At 58.1% G+C, this 21,962-nt stretch carries 18 protein-coding genes; 10 read left to right on the top strand and 8 right to left on the bottom strand.

The annotated features are described in order from the left end of the window. Nucleotides 1-58 precede the first annotated feature (58 nt). On the bottom strand, nt 59-1,216 hold the full coding sequence (locus FTW19_RS24755) for an LssY C-terminal domain-containing protein (RefSeq protein WP_187143161.1): 1,158 nt from the start codon (nt 1,214-1,216) through the stop codon (nt 59-61). A gap of 97 nt (nt 1,217-1,313) precedes the next feature. On the opposite strand from FTW19_RS24755, the gene FTW19_RS24750 reads away from it, so the two are divergent. Then, the gene (locus FTW19_RS24750; protein ID WP_147650221.1) at nt 1,314-2,060 is read left to right on the top strand and encodes a DUF4397 domain-containing protein; all 747 of its coding nucleotides are present in this window, start codon (nt 1,314-1,316) and stop codon (nt 2,058-2,060) included. Between the two features lie 124 nt (nt 2,061-2,184). Continuing rightward, nucleotides 2,185-2,508, top strand: coding sequence for a hypothetical protein (locus tag FTW19_RS24745; protein WP_147650220.1), 324 nt, complete (start codon nt 2,185-2,187; stop codon nt 2,506-2,508). Between the two features lie 558 nt (nt 2,509-3,066). Here the strand turns inward: FTW19_RS24745 and ahcY are convergent. The 3 genes from ahcY to FTW19_RS24730 all read right to left on the bottom strand — a co-directional run bounded on the left by ahcY (nt 3,067) and on the right by FTW19_RS24730 (nt 5,842). After that, nucleotides 3,067-4,497, bottom strand: a complete 1,431-nt coding sequence (gene ahcY, locus FTW19_RS24740) for an adenosylhomocysteinase (protein WP_147650219.1) — start codon at nt 4,495-4,497, stop codon at nt 3,067-3,069. Nucleotides 4,498-4,843: 346 nt separating this feature from the next. Next, nucleotides 4,844-5,107, bottom strand: coding sequence for a hypothetical protein (locus FTW19_RS24735; RefSeq protein ID WP_147650218.1), 264 nt, complete (start codon nt 5,105-5,107; stop codon nt 4,844-4,846). Nucleotides 5,108-5,149: 42 nt separating this feature from the next. Then, nucleotides 5,150-5,842: an epimerase gene (locus FTW19_RS24730; RefSeq protein WP_246153484.1), complete on the bottom strand. Its 693-nt coding sequence runs from the start codon at nt 5,840-5,842 to the stop codon at nt 5,150-5,152. Nucleotides 5,843-6,049: 207 nt separating this feature from the next. Here FTW19_RS24730 and FTW19_RS24725 point away from each other — a divergent pair, with 207 nt between their 5' ends. Further along, entirely contained in the window at nt 6,050-6,925 is an 876-nt protein-coding gene (locus tag FTW19_RS24725) for a carbon-nitrogen hydrolase family protein (protein WP_147650216.1), read from the top strand. 247 nt (nt 6,926-7,172) lie between these two features. Here FTW19_RS24725 and ada read toward each other — a convergent pair whose 3' ends face one another. After that, nucleotides 7,173-8,258, bottom strand: a complete 1,086-nt coding sequence (gene ada, locus FTW19_RS24720) for a bifunctional DNA-binding transcriptional regulator/O6-methylguanine-DNA methyltransferase Ada (RefSeq protein ID WP_281292410.1) — start codon at nt 8,256-8,258, stop codon at nt 7,173-7,175. A 275-nt stretch (nt 8,259-8,533) separates the two neighbouring features. Here ada and FTW19_RS24715 point away from each other — a divergent pair, with 275 nt between their 5' ends. The 4 genes from FTW19_RS24715 to FTW19_RS24700 all read left to right on the top strand — a co-directional run bounded on the left by FTW19_RS24715 (nt 8,534) and on the right by FTW19_RS24700 (nt 12,644). Next, nucleotides 8,534-10,021, top strand: coding sequence for a GH39 family glycosyl hydrolase (locus FTW19_RS24715; protein WP_147650215.1), 1,488 nt, complete (start codon nt 8,534-8,536; stop codon nt 10,019-10,021). A gap of 195 nt (nt 10,022-10,216) precedes the next feature. Continuing rightward, complete coding sequence (locus FTW19_RS24710; protein ID WP_147650214.1) at nt 10,217-11,803, top strand: DHA2 family efflux MFS transporter permease subunit; 1,587 nt, start codon at nt 10,217-10,219, stop codon at nt 11,801-11,803. Between the two features lie 19 nt (nt 11,804-11,822). Next, nucleotides 11,823-12,239 (top strand): MmcQ/YjbR family DNA-binding protein, encoded by a 417-nt coding sequence (locus tag FTW19_RS24705; protein WP_147650213.1) that lies wholly within the window; start codon nt 11,823-11,825, stop codon nt 12,237-12,239. A 48-nt stretch (nt 12,240-12,287) separates the two neighbouring features. Beyond that, on the top strand, nt 12,288-12,644 hold the full coding sequence (locus tag FTW19_RS24700; RefSeq protein ID WP_147650212.1) for a VOC family protein: 357 nt from the start codon (nt 12,288-12,290) through the stop codon (nt 12,642-12,644). A gap of 12 nt (nt 12,645-12,656) precedes the next feature. Here the strand turns inward: FTW19_RS24700 and FTW19_RS24695 are convergent, their stop codons facing one another. Beyond that, nucleotides 12,657-14,231 (bottom strand): ArnT family glycosyltransferase, encoded by a 1,575-nt coding sequence (locus FTW19_RS24695; RefSeq protein ID WP_246153483.1) that lies wholly within the window; start codon nt 14,229-14,231, stop codon nt 12,657-12,659. A gap of 171 nt (nt 14,232-14,402) precedes the next feature. Between FTW19_RS24695 and FTW19_RS24690 the strand changes: the two genes are divergently transcribed. Beyond that, nucleotides 14,403-16,826 (top strand): DUF1800 family protein, encoded by a 2,424-nt coding sequence (locus FTW19_RS24690; RefSeq protein WP_147650211.1) that lies wholly within the window; start codon nt 14,403-14,405, stop codon nt 16,824-16,826. Nucleotides 16,827-16,858: 32 nt separating this feature from the next. Continuing rightward, the gene (locus FTW19_RS24685) at nt 16,859-18,190 is read left to right on the top strand and encodes a DUF1501 domain-containing protein (protein ID WP_147650210.1); all 1,332 of its coding nucleotides are present in this window, start codon (nt 16,859-16,861) and stop codon (nt 18,188-18,190) included. Nucleotides 18,191-18,512: 322 nt separating this feature from the next. Here the strand turns inward: FTW19_RS24685 and FTW19_RS24680 are convergent, their stop codons facing one another. Together FTW19_RS24680 and FTW19_RS24675 are read right to left on the bottom strand one after the other, a co-directional pair. Then, nucleotides 18,513-19,616 carry an ABC transporter permease gene (locus FTW19_RS24680; protein WP_147650209.1) on the bottom strand — a complete coding sequence of 368 codons (1,104 nt, stop codon included), beginning with the start codon at nt 19,614-19,616 and terminating at the stop codon, nt 18,513-18,515. A gap of 135 nt (nt 19,617-19,751) precedes the next feature. Continuing rightward, on the bottom strand, nt 19,752-21,245 hold the full coding sequence (locus FTW19_RS24675) for a hypothetical protein (protein WP_147650208.1): 1,494 nt from the start codon (nt 21,243-21,245) through the stop codon (nt 19,752-19,754). A 100-nt stretch (nt 21,246-21,345) separates the two neighbouring features. Here FTW19_RS24675 and FTW19_RS24670 point away from each other — a divergent pair, with 100 nt between their 5' ends. Beyond that, on the top strand, nt 21,346-21,771 hold the full coding sequence (locus FTW19_RS24670) for a helix-turn-helix domain-containing protein (RefSeq protein ID WP_147650207.1): 426 nt from the start codon (nt 21,346-21,348) through the stop codon (nt 21,769-21,771). Nucleotides 21,772-21,962: the final 191 nt, after the last annotated feature.

Here is a 21,962-nt window from a genome sequence, read left to right as displayed (position 1 = left end):
TGCAGCACCCACGATCTGGGTTGAGCCCATACCGTAGGTCTTCAACTTTGACTTCTCCCTACTTCAGCATCATCACCAGAATCCGCCCATCGGAGTGAAACTCTCCTCCCGTCGCCGTCTTTCCACTCGAAAACGGATCATCCGGCAACACATAGGCCGCAGAAGAAAACACACCGGCGGCATCGAAACTGTCGAGGATGAACTTTCGCTCGATGTCGATATCAGGATCGATATGGTGGGTCACCTGGCCATTGCGCTGGTCTTTCTCAAAGCCGTTGTCGTGTGTTGCCGATCCTACCCATAACGGCACGTCGTTGATCGTCTTTCCGCTGTTCCATACACGCAGGTGGTGCCGTACGGCAACGACGCTGATCGCCTCCGCTCGGGCATACGAAAGATCTTGTGGCCGGTCGAAGAGATACAGCGTGCTCATTGGCATCTGCAGGTAGGCCTCATGGGACAACGTGGACATGATGCCGTGCACGATGGCCGCATCGACGGATTGATCGACTTGTACCCACCCGGCTGCCTTGAATGCCTGCTCTACCTGTCCACGTGTACCGACCAGAGCGAAGTTCACCATGTCGCCTACATTGCCTTGCTGGTCGCTTACGCGGCGCGGCACCTCGGCGAAGGTATCCGGAGAGATCATCGAGGTGAGGTCCTGCATCGGCGTCGCTGCCAGGGCCTTCGGTGCGACTGCCTCAGGCTTGGGGAACTCCAACTTGACGGTAAAACTGCCCGTGGCCGTGATGCTGTCAGGAAGGTTAACTCCAAGGTAAAGATGTCCGGTAGTGGGCGCGGTGACCGTGTCATCTTCGCCGATGGGAAAGGGAATAGAGGCGCCCGCATCGCTCACACGTCCGATCAGGGAACCCACGGGTGCGGCGTTCATGGGAAAGCTCGCCAGCAGGTCGCGCCATCCGCGGTCGACGCCCGCGGGACCCGACTTGCGCCCGTCCGCGAGCTGGAAGCTCCCCTTTGCGCTCAGTTTCAGGCGTTCGCCTGCAGCTACGGTCACGCCGGTATCCAGCCAGGTAGTGTTCGCGAGCGTAAAGCTATAGGAAGATTTGCGTTGTGGAAGGGGCTGCGTCCCCTGCTTGGCACGCATGCTGGGAATCGCAGTGACGCGTTGCTGCGGCGCCTCCTGTTGTTGCGCCAGGACGGCGGTGGAGAGAACAAGTGGCCATGCCAGATATACGGGAAGCTTCACCATACGACTTTCGTTCCAGGGGGTAACGACTTTCGCCCTAGGTTGATAACCCGGAATCAGGTACTCTGTTGCAAGTAGTCCACACGACTTAGACAGGCCAATGAAAGCAGACGTTGCACAGTTCTTTAAGCGAGTCGCCGCTGCGACCGCTCTGGCCGCCGCGACGCTTGGTTTTGGTGGTTGCCAGGGTGTCACCGGCAGCACCAGCACCTCGCAGGTCCGTTTCATTGATGCCTCCATCGATGCCGGCGGTCTGGACATGTACATGGGCGGCACCGCCGTCGCCTACAACGTCGGCTTCGGCACCATTACGTCGTACATCCCGGCCACCCCGGCCACCTACGTTATTACTGCAGACACCGCCGGTACCAAGCAGGCTTTGGCCACCGCCCGCGCGACCCTGGCCAACAGCAAGCAATACACCGTCCTGGTCGGCAACGTCGCCGCCAACCTGAGTGCAACGGTGCTCACTGACCAGTCGCAGCCCGCTCCTTCGGGTCAGATCGCCATCCGCTTCCTCGACCAGTCCACTGCGGTCGGCAATATCGATATCTACATGGTTCCGTCAGGAACGGCTGTCACTGCTGTCTCGTCGTTGCAGAGCGACATCAGCTTCAACACCAACACCGGCTATCTGAACATCCCGGTCGGTACCTATACGCTTTACATCGTCAGCAACGGAACGGCGCTCACCACAACGACCACGACGCTTTACACAGGAGCAGCGACAGCTTATCCGCAGGGTTCCGCGCGCACCATCGTGATTCTCGATCGCCAGCTCGTAACCACTCCCGCGCTGAACGTGATTGTGGCCAACGACTACGACTCGGCGACCGCGACCCAGTAAAGCACCGGATGTCGCGCTGCAGCGCGAAAAATAAACTTCGCAACATGGTGTATCTCCCTGTGTCTGCTCTCTTCGTAGGCAGGCGCATTATCTCTGCCACGGCAGTTGAAGGAGATCCCCCGTCATGAAGAAGTTCGCTTCCCTCGCTCTCACCACGCTGATCGCCGTTGCTCCTACCCTCGTTCTTGCACAAAGCTCGCAGGAGATTCGTGACCGCAAGATCAACCAGCAGGACCGCATCGCCCAGGGTGTCCGCTCCGGCCAACTCACACCGCGTGAGACCTCGCACCTGGAACACCAGGAGGCGGCCATCAATCATGAAGAACGCGCCATGCGTGCCCAGGACAACGGCCACCTCACCGCCGCGGATCGCCATCTGATCAACAAACAGCAGAACGCGGAATCCCGCCGCATCTATCGCGACAAGCACAACGCCCGCGTCCGCTAACTCACCACAGACGGGTGCTCCCACAGGCGGGTGCCCCATATCTCGGCGAAGCCGAGATGTGGGTTTGCAGGGCGCTTGATTGGTATCGGCCCATGTACCTCAGCGGCTGAAGCCGCTCTACCTTACTCTGACTGCGGGACGGCTGAACAGGCTGCGGAAAAACTCTATATGAGGGGATAATCGGGTCAAATTTGGGGATAGAAAATCATCACCCAATGTCCCGGGATCGCTTATAGGTCATTCTGACGCGATCGTTTTTTTTGCGCTTCTCGAAAATCGAGTTTTTCCGCAGCCTGTGAAGCCGTCCCCTTAAGCAAGGCATTCGCGCGTTGCGCGAACGAGAGATGAGCTTTTGTTTTGCTTAAGGGCATGGCTTCAGCCATGCCGCACCCGTGCTGAGGTGTACGCGGCTTCAGCCGCTGAGGTACCTATATGGGGTCGGACAGTGTCCGGTTTCTAAACAGAGAACAATCCCACTATCCCAATAGAAAAAGCCCCTCGATGTACAAGGGGCTTTTTCACCATTCAACGATTCAACTATTGAACCATTCAACCAACTTAGTACCGGTAATGCTCGGCCTTGAACGGACCTTCCACCGGAACACCGATGTAATCAGCCTGCTTCTGCGAGAGCGTCGTGAGCTTCACACCGATCTTCTCCAGGTGGAGGCGGGCGACCTCTTCGTCCAGCTTCTTCGGCAGAACATACACGCCAACTGCGTAGGTGTCCTTGTTCTTCCAGAGGTCGAGCTGAGCCAGCGTCTGGTTAGAGAAGCTGTTCGACATCACGAAGCTCGGATGGCCGGTCGCGCAGCCCAGGTTCACCAGGCGACCTTCGGCGAGCACGAAGATCGAGCTGCCGGAGGGGAAGGTGTACTTGTCGACCTGCGGCTTGATGTTCAGCTTGGTCACGCCCGCAGCGCCGTTCAGGCGGTCCATCTGGATCTCGTTATCGAAGTGGCCGATGTTGCAGACGATAGCCTGATCCTTCATCTGCTCCATGTGCTCGAAGGTAATGATGTCCACGTTGCCGGTGCAGGTGACGTAGATATCTCCACGGCCGAGGGTCTCTTCAATGGTCGTGACCTCGAAGCCTTCCATCGCGGCCTGCAGCGCATTGATGGGGTCGATCTCGGTGACGATCACGCGCGCGCCCATGCCGCGCAGCGAGTGCGCCGAGCCCTTGCCCACATCGCCATAACCGCAAATAACGGCAACCTTGCCGGCCACCATCACGTCGGTGGCGCGCTTGATGCCGTCCGCCAGCGACTCGCGGCAGCCGTAGAGGTTGTCGAACTTCGACTTGGTGACGGAGTCGTTCACGTTGATGGCCGGCACCAGCAGCTTGCCCTGTTCCATCATCTTGTACAGGCGGTGAACGCCGGTGGTCGTCTCCTCGGAGACGCCGCGCCACTCCTTGGCCACATCGTGCCAGCGGTTCGGGCTCTGCCCCAAAATCTTCTTCAGCAGCGCCTTGATCACGCGCTCTTCTTCGCTGCCTTCCGCGGAGTCGACAAACGAGCGGTCGCCGTTCTCCAGGTCATAGCCCTTGTGGATCAGCAGGGTCACATCGCCGCCGTCATCGACGACGAGCTGTGGTCCCAGGCCGCCGGGGAAGCTCAGCGCCTGATCCGTGCACCACCAGTACTCTTCCAGCGTCTCGCCCTTCCAGGCAAAGACGGGTACACCCGCGGCTGCAATGGCTGCTGCGGCGTGGTCCTGTGTGGAGAAGATGTTGCAGCTTGCCCAGCGCACATCGGCACCCAGTTCTACCAGCGTCTCGATCAGCACGGCGGTCTGGATGGTCATGTGCAGCGATCCGGTGACGCGCACGCCCTTCAGCGGCTTGGCGGGGGCGTACTTCGCGCGGATCGACATCAGGCCGGGCATCTCCTGCTCGGCGATGGTGATCTCCTTGCGTCCCCAGTCGGCCAGCGAGATGTCGGCTACTTTGTAGGGCAGTGTCTGTTCCAGAGTGGCTGTAGACATAGATACCTCTTAAAAAGATTGGGATAGAAAATTTCCCGCCCCAGAATAGCACCCGGATTGCACTACCTTTCGTGCAACCTGCGGGAACGGGGAATCCGTGCAGCGAGCGGTAAAAACCACGCATTCAAGCGCCCTTATAGATTAGAGCCTTTCTCCTGTTGCTGGGTATCCCGTGAGAGTGTGCAGCGGCGTTTTCATTGCGGAAAACGCCCATAGATGCACAAGCCCTGCACTCCACCTACGGGAGAAATACTCTACCGCGCGCAATGCCCGATGTTACGGTGCACAGGTGCTCTGTTCCTTACCGGGCGCAACGCCCACTTTCCTGTGCACAAGTGCTGGTGTGCTACCGGGCGCAATGCTGATCGGGGTCGTCGTGCTGGTCGCTCATCCAGCGGTTCATCAGCGTCGCCGCGCACTGGGCGCCGCAGATATGCTTTACGGTCTTGTCATGGGAGTGGCTGACATCGAAGCGAGAGAACTTGATGACCGGGATGGTGTCGTCGGGTGAGGAGCCAGGGATACAGTCACTGAATGAGAGCCACCACAGGTCGCGCTCTCCCTTCTTATTGCCGCAAACATCACACTCGTAGCTTTCGGTATAGGACATATGGGGGCAACGTATCACAGGCCCCCACGAGGGAAACAGCCCCTAAATAGAGACTCCGGCGGCCCGGCGAATATCGATCGGCTCCAGAATCGGGCTGGGATATCCCTTCCGCGCCACGGCCAGCATCGCCTTGCCTACCTCGCGCGTGGTGGTAATCTGCGCTGGAAACAGTCGTGCCAGCAGCGGAACAATTGGACTGAAAAGAAGGTAGATGGCGTTATAGAGCGGCGTTTTGGTCTTGATGCCGTCCATCGGCCGGATCGCCCCGGGGCGGAACATGAATGCATCGGCAAACGGCAGCCGCAGCAGGGCCTCTTCGAGTTCGCCCTTGACTCGCGACCACATGGTGCGGCTGTTGATATCAGTCCCACGGCCGGAGACGTAGCAGAAGGTCGCCTGCGGACTCTGCCTGGCCACCAGCGAGGCGATCTTCATGGCCAGGTCATAGGTGATGTAACGATAGTCCGCTTCGGACATACGAAACGACGAAACGCCCAGCGGAAAGAAGACCGCATCGAAGTTGCTCAGATCGTCGGTTACGGTAGCGATGTCAAAGAGGTTCGGTAGCAGAATCTCTTTCAGCTTCGGATGCTTTTGCGGTAGCGGTGACCGCCCGACGGAGACAACCTCTGCTACATCGACAGCCCGCAAACACTCCAGCAGGATGCCCTGCCCCACCATTCCACTTGCTCCAAAGATCAACACCCGCATATTCAATAGATGTCGCCGAGCCAACAAAGTTCTTGTCAAAAAGTTGTCATCCTGAGAAACAGACACTAGATTTCGGCAAATTTGCTCGGAATGCCGAGAATGAAGCACTGAAGGCGCGTCTGATGCTCATAGAAAGATAAACTCCGCAGTGAAAGCGGATTTGTTAATACGCCTTGGGGCCACCGTTGCATGGATGGCCGGATGATTGAATGGTCTTGAGGAGTCGTCTCCATGCTGAAAGTCGCTGTTGCCCAGGCCGGTAGCATCCTCTTCGATATACCGCGTACTCTCGATCGCGTCGAGACGCTCTGCCGCAAAGCCGCCGCTCAAGGCGCGCAATTGCTTGTACTCCCCGAGGCGATGGTTGGTGGTTATCCGAAAGGCCTAAGCTTCGGGGCCACCGTAGGCAATCGCACGGACGAAGGTCGCGAGCTCTTCCGCCGCTACATGGAAGCCGCGATTCGTTGTCCCGGCCCGGAGACAGCGCAGCTCGAATCTCTCGCCCATGAGTTGAACCTGTACCTGGTTAGCGGCGCGGTCGAACGCGATGGCAATACGCTCTACTGCATCTCGCTAGTCATCACACCGAACGGCGGCGTTGTGGCGAAACACCGAAAGCTCATGCCCACAGGCAGTGAACGTCTGATCTGGGGCTTCGGTGGAGGCGACACCATGCAGGTCGTCCAGACAGAGATCGGCCGCATCGGTATGGCTATCTGCTGGGAAAACTACATGCCGCTCTACCGGCAACACCTCTACAACCAGGGTGTGGAGCTATGGTGCGCACCGACTGTGGATGCGCGCGAGATGTGGCAGACCAGCATGAAGCACATCGCCTATGAGGGACGCTGCTTTGTCCTCAGTGCCTGCCAGCAACTTGCCACATCCGACTGGCCTGCGGATTTGCAGGAAATCGGTGGAGAGATCCACGGCCGAAGTCTTATCGTCTCTCCACGCGGCGAACTGCTCGCAGGCCCAGTGGCGGAACCCGACCTCCTCTTCGCTGAGCTCGACATGGACGAGATTCAGCGCGGCAAGTTCGACCTCGACGTTGCTGGTCACTACAGTAGGCCTGATGTTTTCCGATTTGAACCGCGTCTGGACTAGCCTATGCACCGGATGCCCTATGTCCGGGGTCCCCAGCAGACAAGTTTGCTGGGGTGGTGTCCCGATTCTGGACATGGGTATTCGAGCGCAGATCGAACCGTCTTTTTGTCTCGGATAGGCAATAAAACAGATCTCTGAGGAACGACAAACAAAAAGCGGATCGAGCTGCGCTCGATCTTCCCACATAAGCTTCGCGTATGTGGGGCACCCGGTGTATGGGCGCCCCATGCTGTGCGGGCTTCAATGTTTAGAATTTGCCTTCCATCTCCAGAAGACGTTTCTTCCGTTCCACTCCCCAGCGATAGCCGGTGAGCTTGCCATCGCTTCCAATCACACGATGGCAGGGAATTGCTACGGCTACCGGATTGGTCGCGCAGGCGCGTGCCACGGCTCGTGTTGCTGTGGGCTGTCCCATAGACTTCGCCACCTCGGCATAGGTGCGTGTCTCTCCCCGAGGAATCTCGCGTAGTGCCTTCCACACCCGTTGCTGAAAGACGGTTGCGCGCAGATCGAGCGGCAGATCGAGCTCGTGCGAAGCAGACCGCAGCTGAGCCAGCACAAAACGAACTCCCTGCGTCAGCAGTGGATCGTCTTCTGTCGATACGATCTCGCCGTGAGGGAACCGGGCGCGCAGATCAATCTCTAACTGGTATGGAGAGTCCCCGAAGGCGATAGAGCAGATGCCCTTGTCGGTTGCTGCCACCAGCACTCGGCCGAGAGAGCACTCGCTGGTGGTAAAGCGGATCGTTAGCCCATGCGCTCCTCGTCCCGCCTCGCCCGGTGTCATGCCCAGAGCTTCCGCCGCCTGGTACATGCGGCTCGGCGAAGAGAAGCCTGCTTCATAAGTGGCGTCTGTTACCCGTCCTTGAGGAAGGTGCTTGCGCAGGCGTTCCAGCTTCTTCGCTGCCGCGAACTCCTTCGGTGTCACCCCGAGAATGCGCTTGAAATTCTTCTGCAGCGAGAAGGGGCTCGTTCGAGTGATTCGGGCGAGTTCGTCCAGAGTGACCGTCTCATCGCTGTGGGCGGCAAGATACGCCGCCGCCCGGCTCACCGGCTCGGCAAAACGGTCATGGAGACGTTCGGTCGGCCGGCAGCGCTTGCAGGCGCGGAAGCCGGCCGCCGCAGCCTCGGCTGTGGTGTCAAAGAAGCGGACCTGTGTCCGGTTCGGCCTGCGGCTGGGGCAGGATGGACGGCAGAAGATTCCGGTCGACTGCACGCCGTAAACAAAGCCGGCGGCAGCATCGCGGTCGAGCACCTGCTTCCAGCGGGTGTCTTCGATCACGGTTGGAATCGCGGCCGGGATGGAGGGGCGAAGTGCCATAGCGAAGTTCATGTCAGTATCCTGCAACGGTTAGCCAGCTGGCCACATCCCGGTTCTTGCCGCCAAAGTTTGCATTCAAAATGCTGTCATCCCGAACGAAGTGAAGGACCTGCTTTCACCTCTTCTGAGGCGGACTGGCGGATCGGAAGCTATACACCGGGTGCCCCATCCATCGCATCGCGATGGGTGGGATCCTCGGTAGCTTTGCCGGCTGGATATCTTTCACCCCTCGACAAAAAATCTGACTGGCAAGAATTTATCGACACCCCTGCATCTAACCGCGCAGTATGCGCCGCCGAGCCGTCCTTTCCGTGCTGTTGTGGTGTGCCGTACTTCCCGTTGTGGCGCAACGGGAAGAGACGGTGCGTGTCGATGCCCATGCCGAGGCCAAACCCTTTCCCCACTTCTGGGAAGAGATGTTCGGCTCAGGCCGCGCGATTCTTTCCCTTCGTCAGAGCTACCGCGACGACCTCGCCGCCGTACACGCCGTTACCGGGGTTAAGTACATCCGCTTCCATGCCATCCTGCATGACGAGCTGGGCGTCTACAACGAGGACGAACATGGTAATCCGGTCTACAACTTCAACTACATTGACCAGGTCTACGATGGCCTGCGCGCCGCAGGTGTCCGTCCAGTGGTGGAGCTCAGCTTCATGCCGAAGAAGCTGGCATTCAACCCCGACGCACTGCATCCCTTCTGGTACAAGCAGAACGTCTCTCCACCTAAGGACATCAAGCGCTGGAACGACCTGATGACGGCACTCGCCCGCCATCTGGTGGAGCGTTACGGTATCGACGAAGTGGCGCAGTGGTACTTCGAGGTGTGGAACGAGCCGAACATCGACTTCTGGGGTGGCGTTCCCCGGGGCGAGACCTACTTCGCTCTCTACGCCAACACCGCCCGGTCTCTGAAAGCCGTCAATTCGCGCCTTCGTGTCGGCGGTCCAGCGACCGCCGCCGCTGCCTGGATTCCGGGGTTCCTTGCCTTCTGCGCCCGCGACCACGTTCCGGTGGATTTCGTCTCGACCCACGGCTACGCCGACGAGCCCGTGAAGCGCCTGCTCGGCACCGACGAGGTGATTGCGCCGGAAGACCGCGTTGCTGCCGTTGTCGCAAAGGTGCGCCGCCAGATCGACTCTTCACCGACGCCGCACCTTCCTTTGCTCTGGACCGAATGGAACGTCTATCCCGTCCACGACGCTCGCGAGACGCCGTACGTCGGCCCGGCGCTTGCGAACACCATCCGCGAGAGTGATGGCAATGTCGACTATCTCTCTTTCTGGACCTTCTCTGAGGTCTTTGAGGAGGGAGGCCCGGCGCGCGCTCCCTTTACACAGTTCGGGATCCGCGCGATGGGCGGGATTAACAAACCCGCCTTCTATGACTTTGCTCTGCTGCATAAGCTCGGTGAGCAGCGCATCGCCAATCCGTCGAAGAACGCTATCGTCACTCGCCTCGCGGATGGGCGATTGGCTATCGCGTTATGGAATCTGGTCGATCCTGAGGCGCAACCGCAAACAAGTACCGTTACGCTGCAGCTTCAAGGCGTTAGCGCGAATGCCGATGTCAGTATCCAGCGTGTCGATGAGACGCATAGCAACGTTGCTCCCTTCTACAAGGCGATGGGAAGTCCCGTCAGCCCTACAGCCGCCCAGGCTACAGAGCTTAACAGCAAGACGGCTCTGGAAGAGCCCGAGCATATGCGGTTGGCAAACGGCGCCCTTCGTCTGCAACTCGCGCCAAATGCTCTGCTTCTGGTGACGGTCGAGAAATGAAGCATTTTCCCTGCAGGTGTAATGTAGAGCTTCTGCATCCATGGGCGTTTTCCGCAATGAAAACGCCGCTGCACGCCCTTTCGGGGTACCCAGCAACAGGGAAAATGCTCTAGGTGCATCCTCTTCGCTGCGGCCGGCTTCTAACGAGATCAAACGCGCCTGTTTTGGAAATCCTTACCCCTAACGAGAGGGAACATGGCTTCAGCCGCCGCTACGGTGGACCAATCCAACGCCGTCACCCAGGGGGTAAACCCGTGGCTCATTGCTGCGTCGGTGATGCTGGCAACCTTCATGGAGGTTCTGGACACCTCTATCGCCGCCGTTGCGTTGCCATATATTGCGGGCTCGCTCTCGGCCTCGAACGATGAAGCTACCTGGGTGCTGACCAGCTACCTGGTCTCGAATGCGATTGTTCTGCCGGCCTCGAACTGGTGCAGCCTGCGCTTCGGACGTAAGCGCTTCCTCATCTCCTGCGTCACCATCTTCACCATTGCCAGCTTCTTCTGTGGAGCAGCTCCGAGTCTTGCGCTCATGCTTCTGGCTCGTGTGATTCAGGGCGCCGGCGGAGGAGCCCTGCAGCCCCTCTCGCAGGCTATCCTGTTGGAGTCATTCCCGCCGGCCAGACGAGGCGCGGCGATGGCCGTCTTCGCGCTCGGTGTAGTCGTCGCTCCTGTCATCGGGCCTACACTCGGCGGCTGGCTGACCGATACCTACTCCTGGCGATACGCCTTCTATATCAATATTCCGTTCGGCATTCTTGCGGTCTTTATGATCAGCCGCTTCGTGCACGACCCCCCTTATATTTCTAAGGCGAAGGTGCCGGCGTTCGACATGATCGGCTTCGGTACGCTGTGCGTTTGGACCGGCTGTCTGCAGATCATTCTCGACAAGGGGCAGGAGGATGACTGGTTCGGAGCCATCTGGATTCGCTGGGCTGCGACGTTCCTGGTGGTCTCGCTGATCTGGTTCATCATTCATTCCTGGCGATCGCGTGATCCTCTGGTCTGTCTGCAGATTCTGAAGAATCGTAACTTCGGTGTGGGCTGCCTACTGATTCTGCTCTTCGGCATGGCCATCTACTCGACGGTGACCGTCCTTCCGCTCTTCTATCAGGAGCTCCTGGGCTACACCGCCTTCACCGCCGGTCTGGTCGTGGCTCCACGTGGTCTTGGTGCGATCGTCGGCTCGGTCCTGGTGGGCCAGATCTCGTCGAAGATTGACAACCGCATCCTGCTTGCGCTCGGCTTCCTTGTCTTCGGGCTTACGACGCTTTATTTCGGCAATATCACGCTGGACATCTCGCCGACGACGCTTTTCTGGCCCATCGTGATCACCGGTGTGGCTCTGGCCTTCGTCTTCGTGCCCATCAGCACCATGGCCTACGGCACGCTGCGTAATGACCAGATCGGTAATGCCTCCGGGCTCTTCAACCTGATGCGTAACGTCGGCGGCTCCATCGGAATTTCGATCGCCCAGACGTTGCTGGTGCGCCGTGCCGCCCTCCACCAGAACGAGATAACCAACTTCGTGCCCATCACGGGTGCCGCGTTCCAACAGGCCGTGCAGACGACGCGGCTGTTCCTGGCGGGCTCTTTTCTCGGCCCGGCCAATGCCGCCGCGGGAGCTAACGCCAATCTCTATCAACAACTTATCCGGCAGTCCTTGTACTGGGCGTTCGTTGATGTCTTCCGTCTGTTAGCGCTGCTATGTCTGGGGTGTGTGGCAATCGTCTGGGCCTTCCAGAAGGTCAAAGGAAAAGGTCCACCGGCCGGAGCGCACTAAGCGGCTAAAATGTTGGCCGATGACTCCCGCCGACTTTCGCAGGATCGCACTCTCACTTCCCGGCGCCGAAGAGGGCTCACACATGGGCGCTGCCGATTTTCGCGTCGGCGGACGTATTTTTGCGACACTCGCCGCTGAGGCGAAGGGTTACGGCAACCTGATGCTCGACCCGGAGACACAGCAGCCCCTGGTGGAAGAACTGCCCGAGATCTTTTTGCCCGTTCCTGGTGGCTGGGGTCGCAACGGCGCCACCCACATGGTGCTGGCTGCGGCCAGCGAAGATCAGATTCGCGGAGCGCTTATGACAGCGCACCGCCTGCGTGTTACGAAGAATGCAAAGACTGCCAGGCCAGCCAAATCGGTCAAGACTGCCACGGTGAGGGAGTTGCAGCCTGTGAAATCAAAATCGATCAAGAGCGCGAAGCGGAAAGCTTGATCGAGAATTAACTTGCTCGCGGCGGTGCGGCGGGAGCACTCTTCCCGCATGGCAAAGCTACCCTTCGTACACCTTGAACTGACGACGCCGGACTTGGCCGCGGCAAAGGCCTTCTACGGCGAGTTATGCGGATGGACCTATCAGGATCATCAGATGCCCGTCGGGGTCTACTCCATCTTCCAGACCGACTCCGGCCCGGGTGGCGGCATGTTTACCATGCCTGGAGCTCCCACCCAGTGGACTCCGTACGTCGGTGTCGAGAACCTGAAGGAATCAACCGATAAGGCTGTCTCTCTCGGCGCGAAGCTCCTGCATGGAGATACGGTTGAAGGGATGGGCGCCTTCTCGATCCTGCTTGATCCCACCGGTGCAATGTTTGCCCTTTGGGAGCCGAAAACGGCCTAGGCACGGCTTGAACTATTCGTCGTCGAGCGAGACCTTTGCCTCTCCGTCGCGAAGCGAGGTGGCCATGAACTGTGGCCGCCTGCGCGTCTTCTTTTTCGTAGGGGCGGGTGTCGCCGCCTTGGGGTCAAGGCGATAGACGATGAGCAAATTACGCTCCGGGTCGTCGAGTGCTGGATATTCTGCGACCCGCGTCAGCTTATAGAGCGGCGCCAGGGCGTCCATTTTGTCGTCTTCCACCAGGTTCCAGGTGATGAACCATCCGGGCTTGTAGGCGGCGACCCGCTGGTCCAGCGCCATGGTGCCGAAGTCGTCGCAAATGGCCGGCAGTCCGGTCATCAGGGCCAGGTTTGATCCGGAGATAGAGAGCACCAGGTGGTTTCCGCGCGGATCCGCATCGATCAGGGAGCGGATTCGGCGTGCGGCATTCAGGTAGGTGTACTCCGGATTGCGTACGTAGTGGACCGTCTCTGCCGCGTGCAGCACTGCAACGATTGTTAATGCCGCAGCAGCCGCGCCGCGCACCATCGCACGGTCCTCAGAGAGCAGCGTCAGCGAGATGGCCAACAGGATCGTCAGCGGAACCGCAATCACCAGGTAGTATCTGGGCTGAAGATTGTTGTGATACGCCAGGAAAAAGAAGTAGCCGCCTACCCATAGCAGAAGCGAGACGTATAGCGGATTGCGCCACGCCTTCCGATGGGTTAGCACGACCGCCCCAAGCGCGATGGCAACCAGGAAGTAGGAGGCCCGTCCCATCCACATGCCGTCGCGGAAGGTATTGGCGATCACCTTCCATAAAGGCTCTTTATTGAAGCTGGTGTACTGATTTGCGCTGAACAGGTAACGGTAGTCTGCCAGGTAATATGGCCGGACGAAGAGCAGGAAGTATCCGCCCCAGATCGCGGCGGCAGTTACGCCTGCCGGCAGCGCGAACCGCAGCGCCTCACGCCAGTTGTATTCAGACTGCGCGAAGACCATCCAGAAGATGGCGGGAAGCAGAAAGACCGCTGTCGTCTTGGTCAGCACCATGAGGGGCAGAATGATGCCAAGAGCAATCGCCGGTAGCCATCTCGTGCGTCCCGTCGCCGCCGGCCGCACAAAGGATCCTGCGTATAGACCGAGCAGGGTGAGCAAGATCAGCAATGGTTCCAGGATGGCGAGCCGGCTGAATGCGTAGATGAATGGACTTACCGCCAATAACAAAACCGCTACGGCCGGTACCAGTGAGGCCTGGCGCATGCGGCGAAGCAGCAGATAGGTCACGAGCAGAATGCCGCCGAAGACCCCGATGGCCAGGCCGCGTGCCGTGGCCAGGCTGACGCCGAAGATGGAGAAGACGATGGCTTCCAGGAGCGGCCAGACGGGGAGCGCGACGGCAGGGTTGAAGTCGCCTGAGACGTACCAGTTGCCCCGCAGGAAGTAGCGGATAGCGGCATCGCCATACCAGCCCTCGTCCGTGTACTTGGCCCAATCCATCCAAGGGGAGTGATTGGGGAAGTCAGCAGTCAGGTGTACGGCGTGCAACGCGAAGAACATTGCCGCGACTGCCAGCAGGGTTCCACGAAGAACACGGTAATTTCCGTTCACGTATGTGATTTTAACGGATCATCCTCGCAGTCCACACAGCGGTCTCCAGAAGTGCGGTCCAGACGGCAGCTTTTGGCGTTATGTGTGCTGCAACCAGTGCACTGTCCGATCTTGCAACAGCGCAGCGATATTCCTATCCGTCGCCGATAAGCCTGTGCAGGGAGCAGAGCAATGGCTGAGCGGCAGCGGATTCGCATTTTCAGAAAGCACATGGGAGATGTGGTTCTCCACCTTGCACTTGGAGCGTCGATCGTTCTGTATGGATGCGGTACAGGCCAGTCTGGCACATCCGCAGTCTCCAACTCTACTTCCGGCGCCGGATCGTCAGGCAGCACCTCCTCCGGTGCGCCGCTATTGACATTGAGCGGGACACAACTCGCCTTCCCTGACACCTCGGTAGGCGCCGCCAGCGCTGCACAGAACATTACTCTCAGCAACACCGGCACCGCCGCAGCAACGGTGCAGAGCATCAACGTTACCGGCAGCTTCCACTCGGATACTTCTCTCTGTCTTGGCACACTTGGTGCCAACGCGAAGTGCACCATGGCTGTACTGTTTACACCGGATCAGTCCGGTACCTTGACCGGAGGTATTACATTTGCCACGAGCACCGGCTCGCTGACTGTTACCGCTTCCGGTAAGGGCATCTCGCAGACACTGACCGTCAGCACCGCTGCAGCCTCTCTTCGCGAAGGAGAGAGCACGCAGTTTACGGCACTGCTCAACGGAGCCTCAACAACACAATCCATCACGTGGCGCACTGATTCAGGCTCGGTAACAACGGACGGCACCTACACTGCCAGCAGTAACGTTACCGCAAGCACCACCGCGCACATCACCGCATCTCTGACAGCAACTCCATCTGTCACTGCGACACTGGCCCTCCCCATTGGCCGCGCGCTGCCGACACTAACCAGCAGCACGCCCACGCAGATCGATGCCGGGGCCACGACCACACTCACGATTACAGGAACTCACCTCTCGAATCTTTCGCAGTTGATGATCAACGGTCAGTCGCAGAGCTTTACTAAGGTCAGCGATACACAGATCTCCGTGCAGGCCGCGATGCAGTCGTGGGACTCCGGATCGATAGCCATCAAGGGAAGCATGAGCGGCTCCGATGGTGGAAGCACCGGCACATTGCAGCTCTCAGTCAAAGCATTACCGGTCTCCTACGATGCTGCCGTGCGTTTCCTGCAGCAAGCCGCCTACGGCGCAACGCCGGCCGCCGTGCAACAGGTACAGCAGATGGGTATGAGTAGCTGGATCGATCAGCAACTGAAGAATCCGGCTTATGACTACACCAGTACCGCCGGGCTTTCGTACGGACAGTACTATCGCAATACCCAGTCGCTACAGTACTCACTGCGTCAGCGTGTCTCGTCCGCACTCTCACATGTCTATGTCGCTAGCGGCAGCAGCGCCTGTGTCTCCACGGATTGCGGACCTTACTGGGAAGCAGTGCTGGAGAACGATGCCTTTGGCAATGCGCGCACGCTTCTGAAAGATGTTGCGGTTAACCCCCTGATGGGCTCGTATCTCGACAACGCCAATAACGCCGCTTACAACGGCATAGTGCCCAACCAGAACTTCGCTCGCGAGTTCATGCAGCTGATGACGATTGGAACCGTGCAGCTCAACCAGGATGGAACAGCCGTTCTAGATGCGAATGGACAGCCGGTACCGACCTACACGCAGTCGAACATCGCGGAGATGGCAAACGCACTGAGTGGATGGAAATACGCCCGCGCGGGAGAACTTCTCCCTCAGATACAGGTTCCTATGGTCATGGCGGAAGGATGGCACAACCAGGGCGCCAAGAATATTTTGCCCGGTATCACACTGCCGGCGGGGCAAAGAGGAGAGGTCGATCTCGATGCGGTCGTCGAAACACTCTTCAATCATCCGAACTATGGGCCATTTCTCTCGCGCCGTTTGATTCAGCATCTGGTAACCAGCAATCCCTCACCCGCATACATCGCTCGCATCGCTGCGGTCTTCGCGGATGATGGCAACGGCGTCCGTGGCAATCTCGGTGCGGTGGTTAAGGCAATCCTGCTCGATAAAGAAGCCCGCAAAGGCGATGACGCCGCACAGGTCGATTCCGCAAGTGGACACTACATGGAGCCCGCTCTCTACCTGGCGAATGTTATGAACGCAGTGCAGGGTGTCTACACGGACGACCAGGTGCGCAACGTCGACGCCGCCATGGGACAGGCCCTCTACAGTCCGTCCTCGGTCTTCAGCTATTACAGCCCCGATCACATGCTTCCTAATGGGACCTACGCTCCTGAGGCGCAACTGCTAACGAATGCGAACGGTGTCACCAAGCTTGGCCTGATCTACAGTATCTTCACTAACAAGCAACCAGGCTTCCAGGTCAATTGGAAGACATCTCCGTTCTCGAACGCCACCTCCACGGATGACTTTCTGGCGCGCGTCAATCACCTGCTGTATCACGGCCAGATGCCCGATAGCGTTCGCACGACACTGACCAATTACATTGCCGCTAACACCGGATCATCGATTAATTCCATGCTCCCGGACCTGATGTTTATGGCAGTTTCAAGCGCGGCATACCAGACCATTCAATAGGTAAAGCACACAACATAAGTTAGAGGGCAACGATGAATCGGCGTGAATTTCTTAAACACACTTCAAAATTTGCACTAGGGGCGAGTGCAGCACCGCTCATTCCGCGGCTGATCTCAGCACCTCTTCTGGCACAGGCTGCCGGCAGCAATAGCGGCTACCGAGCGATCGTCTGTATATATCTCGACGGTGGCAATGATGGAAATAACACTGTCATTCCTGTCGACTCGTACTACTCGCAGTACGCTAACGGTAGAGGTGCACTGGCTCTCGATCGAACCAGCCTTGCCAGCCTGCGGGCTACCAGTGGTGGACGTCTCTTCGGTCTGCATCCCAGCCTGAAGAATGTAGCCTCACTCTACAACCAGGGTCACGCTACATGGCTATGCAATGCGGGTCCATTGACCATGCCTTACAAGAAGGGACAGACCACGGGCAAGGTGCCGCTCAACCTGTTCTCCCACACCGGGCAGGCCGCCGAATGGCAGTCCGCGCTTACACAGGCTGACAGCACCAATGGATGGGCCGGACGTCTTGCCGATCTTCTCGCGAAGCAGAATCTTTCGAGCTCGCCCGTCGTGATCTCGACCAGCGGATGGCAGTTGCTCGGCAGCGGCACAACAACCGAGCTCGCCGCCATCGGCGCCGGTAACAACGCTCTGTCTGTTCTGAATGCATTGCAGTCTCTGACACCTTCCCTGAATCAGATGGACTCGACACCGGGCTCGAACGCGTTGTCGAATACGATCTCTGAGATGCAGAGCGGTCACCTGTCCACAACGAAGCTACTTGTGGATGCCGCTTCCACGGGCTCCAGCATTCAGACCAAGTTTCCCAACACATATATTGGCCAGCAGTTGCAGGTCATCGCGCAGATGATCAATGGCCGTTCACGCTTCGATGTCAATCGGCAGATCTTCCTCTCCAGCGTGTCAGGCTATGACACGCATACGCTGCAGCTCCCGCAACAGGAATCGAATCTTGCAGATCTTGATGGTGCAGTCGGCGCCTTTGCGGCTGCCATGCAGGAGATCAACATGTTCGATCAGGTGACGCTCTTCACTATGACCGACTTCGCACGCTCGCACCTGGTAAACAGCGGGGGTGGAACCGATCATGCCTGGGGCAATCATCACCTCATCGTCGGTGGTGCAGTCAAGGGTGGTGATATGTATGGCACCTTCCCCAGCCTTGTTATCGGCGGTGATGACGACTTTGCGACGAATGGACTCTGGATCCCGACAACCTCCGGCTCGCAATATGCCGCCACGCTGGCGCAGTGGCTGGGGGTGCAGAGCAAGGATCTCAGCAATGTGTTTCCGGAGCTGAGTAACTTCTCGAAGAGTACGTTAGGTTTTCTGGGATAAGAACGCCTGAGCATATTTTGCTTGTCATTTCGTAGCGATAGCGGAGAAATCTGCGCTCCCGTTGGTCGATCCACCTCAACCAGCAAGCTGGCTGGGGACCCCGGTCGCTACGAAATGACAAAAGGGCGGTTCGAGCTCCGCTCGAATCGCCCACGTCCCCACGGGACTCCGACATGGGTTATTCGTTGCATGGGAATAACGCAGGAGGAGGTCATTTTCCCTGTCGCTGGGTATCCCAGAAGGTGCGTACAGCGGCGTTTTCATTTGCGGAAAACGCCCATGGATGCGGAAGCCCCGACACTAGACCTACAGGAAAAATGCTCTATTCGTATGCGAGTGCTTCGATAGGATCTTTTGCTGCAGCTTTCAGCGCTGGATAGAGAGCACCGAAGAGAGCTCCGGCAAGAGCCAGAAGGGTTGCAATGGCGATCCAATTTCCTGTCAGCTCGAAATCCATCGTAGGGAACTTTGCATGCAGGCCGGCGCGAATGCCGAATGTCGCAGCGATCCCCAAAACGATGCCGCAGACGGCAAGCAAACCGCTCTCACGAAGGACGGCGCCAACGATGGCGGCTTTGGAGGCTCCCAGTGACTTCAGGATGCCGATCTCACGGGTGCGTTCCATGACCGCGGTGTACATGGATTGAAAGATTACGAGGAAGCCAATGATGATGGCGATGCCGATGACAGTCCGGAGGCCTACATTGAACCCCGGCATCTTATCGGGCGTCAGACTGGAGAGCAGTTCTTCCATGGTCTGAACGTCATACTGCTCCATGCCCGGAGTGGCCTTAATTTCAGCGCGAACGGCGTCGCTGTTCTTGATGTCGTCAAGTTTGAGATAAAAGTAGCTGGCCTTGCCCTCGGTACCAATCAGCTGCCCCATGGTGTCGATCGGGATGAACTTGCGGCCTCCGCGCCCGTGCTCAACGATACCCGCGATGCGGAAGGTATGGTTGAGGATCTGAATGGGGTCACCTACTTTTTTCCCGGTCCCCCGAGCCGCTTCATAGTCATCGATGATGGCATCGTCAGGAGCCTGGAAGGGACCACCGGAGATAAATATGAAGGGGCGAAGATCCTGAAAGCTCTTGAAATCGATGCCGTAGATGTTCTCTAGTGTGGCGCCTGAAGAGAGCTTGATGTTCACGGGGGATACCACGGTGACATGAGGCAGGGGGCGCAGCACATCTGCAACTTTGATGGAAGCTGCGGCGCCGCTGACGCCTATCAGATTCGATGCCGCGCCGGGGTGCGTGATCATGTCAGCGCCGATGCCGCTGGTCCTTACCTTCTGTCCGTTCAGCATGCCGAACATGATTGCCGCAATGGACAAGATCATGATGACTTCAATGGCCACGGCGAAGACGCTGATCAGCGAGCGTAGCGGTCTGTGGACGAGATTTCCAATAACCAGCTTATTCATGCTTTTTGCAGTGTATCGCCTTGGAGCATTTTCCCTGTTACCGGGGATTCCGGAAGAGGCGTGCAGCGGGCGTTTTCATTGCGGAAAACGCCCATCGATGCGGAGGCCCTGCACTACACCCGCAGGGAAAATGCTCTAGCTTGGCGTTTCACGGATGAATCGTGGCTGAGTGCGGCCCTGCATGATCGCTGCGCGGCTGCGCGGCAGCAGCAGACTGCCGATGAGTGGAAGTACATATACCGTGAAATAGGCGAGCCCGATCAGCAGAGGCGTCAGGAATGTTGCCATCGTGAAAGGGGCAGCAAGCATGCCTTCATTGGCATTATGGGCTGAGATCATGGTGAAAAAGAGGCCCCAGGGGTTATAGCGAACGTCGCCCCCTACCGAATCGATGACTGCAAAGACGACGATGTAAATGAAAGGACAGACGAAGAAGAGACTGTTCCAGCCGTCCATCAGAAATACCTCCGCTACTGGCGAAAACGAGACGCCTGTATAGATGTCGTCGTCGGCGAGCATTCCGATGCGATGGGCGTAAAAGTTCCCCCAAATTGTCACGGGTTTATCGGGCCATAGGAAGTGGGGCACTATGTTGTACATGTATGTCAGAAGCGGGGTGTAGCCGAGTGTGCTGCCGTTAACGGCCGTTTCTATCAAAGCGTCATCCCAACTGATCATCTGGAAGCGCTCGAGAAATCCCACCTTCTCGTCATAAAACAGCGGTTCGTTTGGCTGACGCTCCGCGTCCGCTGCGTCTAAAGCCGTTTGGGCACGAAACTCGTCGATACGGGAAAGGTTAGTCATTGCCTTGTCGAGCTGATTGCCTGGAGTACCTCTGTCAACCCGGCCTCCCTGCGCATAGGGCACCAGGAAGTACACGATTCCCGCGCCTGCTACGAGGATGAAGGCGATCTGCCGGAGAGAGAGCCTGCCGCCACTGGCGGCCACAGCGATCAGCCAGGCGACAAGGCTCGCCAGCATTGCTTCCTTGGAGTACCTCAGGAGGCCGACGATCACAAAGGAGTAAACACCAGCGAAGACCGCAATTAAGCTCACATTCTTGCGCCCTCCGCTCCGCCTGACCGTGTCGAACGTACCGATCAGGATGGCGATAGGAAGAAAGACATTCGCACGATTCAGTGCGCTGGCAAGAGTGCCATCTCCCAGGCCCGCAATGGCTGAGTAGGCATCAATGGCGATGGCGATGATGACACAACCGATGGTCGCCTGCCGTGTGCTGGCGGGTGTAAGAAGGCCGCTGAGAATGGCAGGTTTTTTGGTCAACGGCCGCTTCACATAAACGGCGATCAGCATGACAAGGCTGAAGCCGAGGTTGGCCATGATGGTGGTTTCAGGTACGCGCAGTCTGCTGTCAGCTGCTTCCCACAAGACGGCCTTCATCACAAAGCCAAACAGCGCTGTCAGGACAACCTGGAAGAAGATGTACCCGCCGCTCGGCGTCGACAGGCCGCCAGCTGCATTGAAGGCCAGGACCGAGACAATGATGTAGGCAAATACGCCCAGCGTGAAAAAGGTCGATGTGCCCTGAAGTACTTCGAAGAGGCAGAGCACGATGGCAAATAGGATTGCGCCCCACAGGGGAACCTTGGTTGGGAAGGGGAGTCGCACGTTACTGCTAGTCTAGTCGATAGAGCAGGGTGCTTGTCTTTGACTCGATAGGATTCTGTCTCTATGCTCAAGAAAATAATATTCGGGTGACGGGGAGACCATGGTGAACGGATCCATGGCTGGATTCGGAGAGCAACTGCGGCGTGCACGTGCGGAGCGTGGGATATCGCTGGAGATGATCTCGGAGAGGACGAAAATTGCTGTCCGTCATCTGGAATCCCTGGAAGAGGAACGCTTCAAAGATCTGCCCGGCGGGGTCTTCAACCGCGGCATGGTGCGTAGCTATGCCCGCGTAGTCGGACTCGACGAGCAGGAATGGCACGATCGCTTTATGGAGTGCTATCGCAGTAGTGGCTCTCTAAAGCACGACGACGCCGACTGGCTCGCATTTACCGAAAATATGGTGAATTCTGACCAGGCCGCCGACCCGGCGATCCGGTTGCGATGGGCCGGGGTTGCGCTGATGGGGCTCGTTTTCCTCTTCCTGGCCACGCTGGCATGGTATTTGCTTAACCGCCGTCTTTGATCAGATGGAATGATCGTTTCCCTGTCAGTCGCACAAAATCTTCATTGACAATCCTGTTGCAGCATATTCAACTGCTTGCAATACAAATGCCATCCACGCGGCGCAGCCAACTCCTTTTAAGTGGCGCGTCAGCACCTCCATTTCCAACCAAATTGTTGTTTGGCGATTCCTCTTTTGTTCGCCATTTTGAG

This window comes from Terriglobus albidus (assembly GCF_008000815.1).
In the GTDB taxonomy this organism is placed as follows: domain Bacteria; phylum Acidobacteriota; class Terriglobia; order Terriglobales; family Acidobacteriaceae; genus Terriglobus; species Terriglobus albidus_A.
The sequence above is the reverse complement of the archived record's forward strand: the minus strand, read 5'-3'. Positions and strand labels throughout refer to the sequence as shown.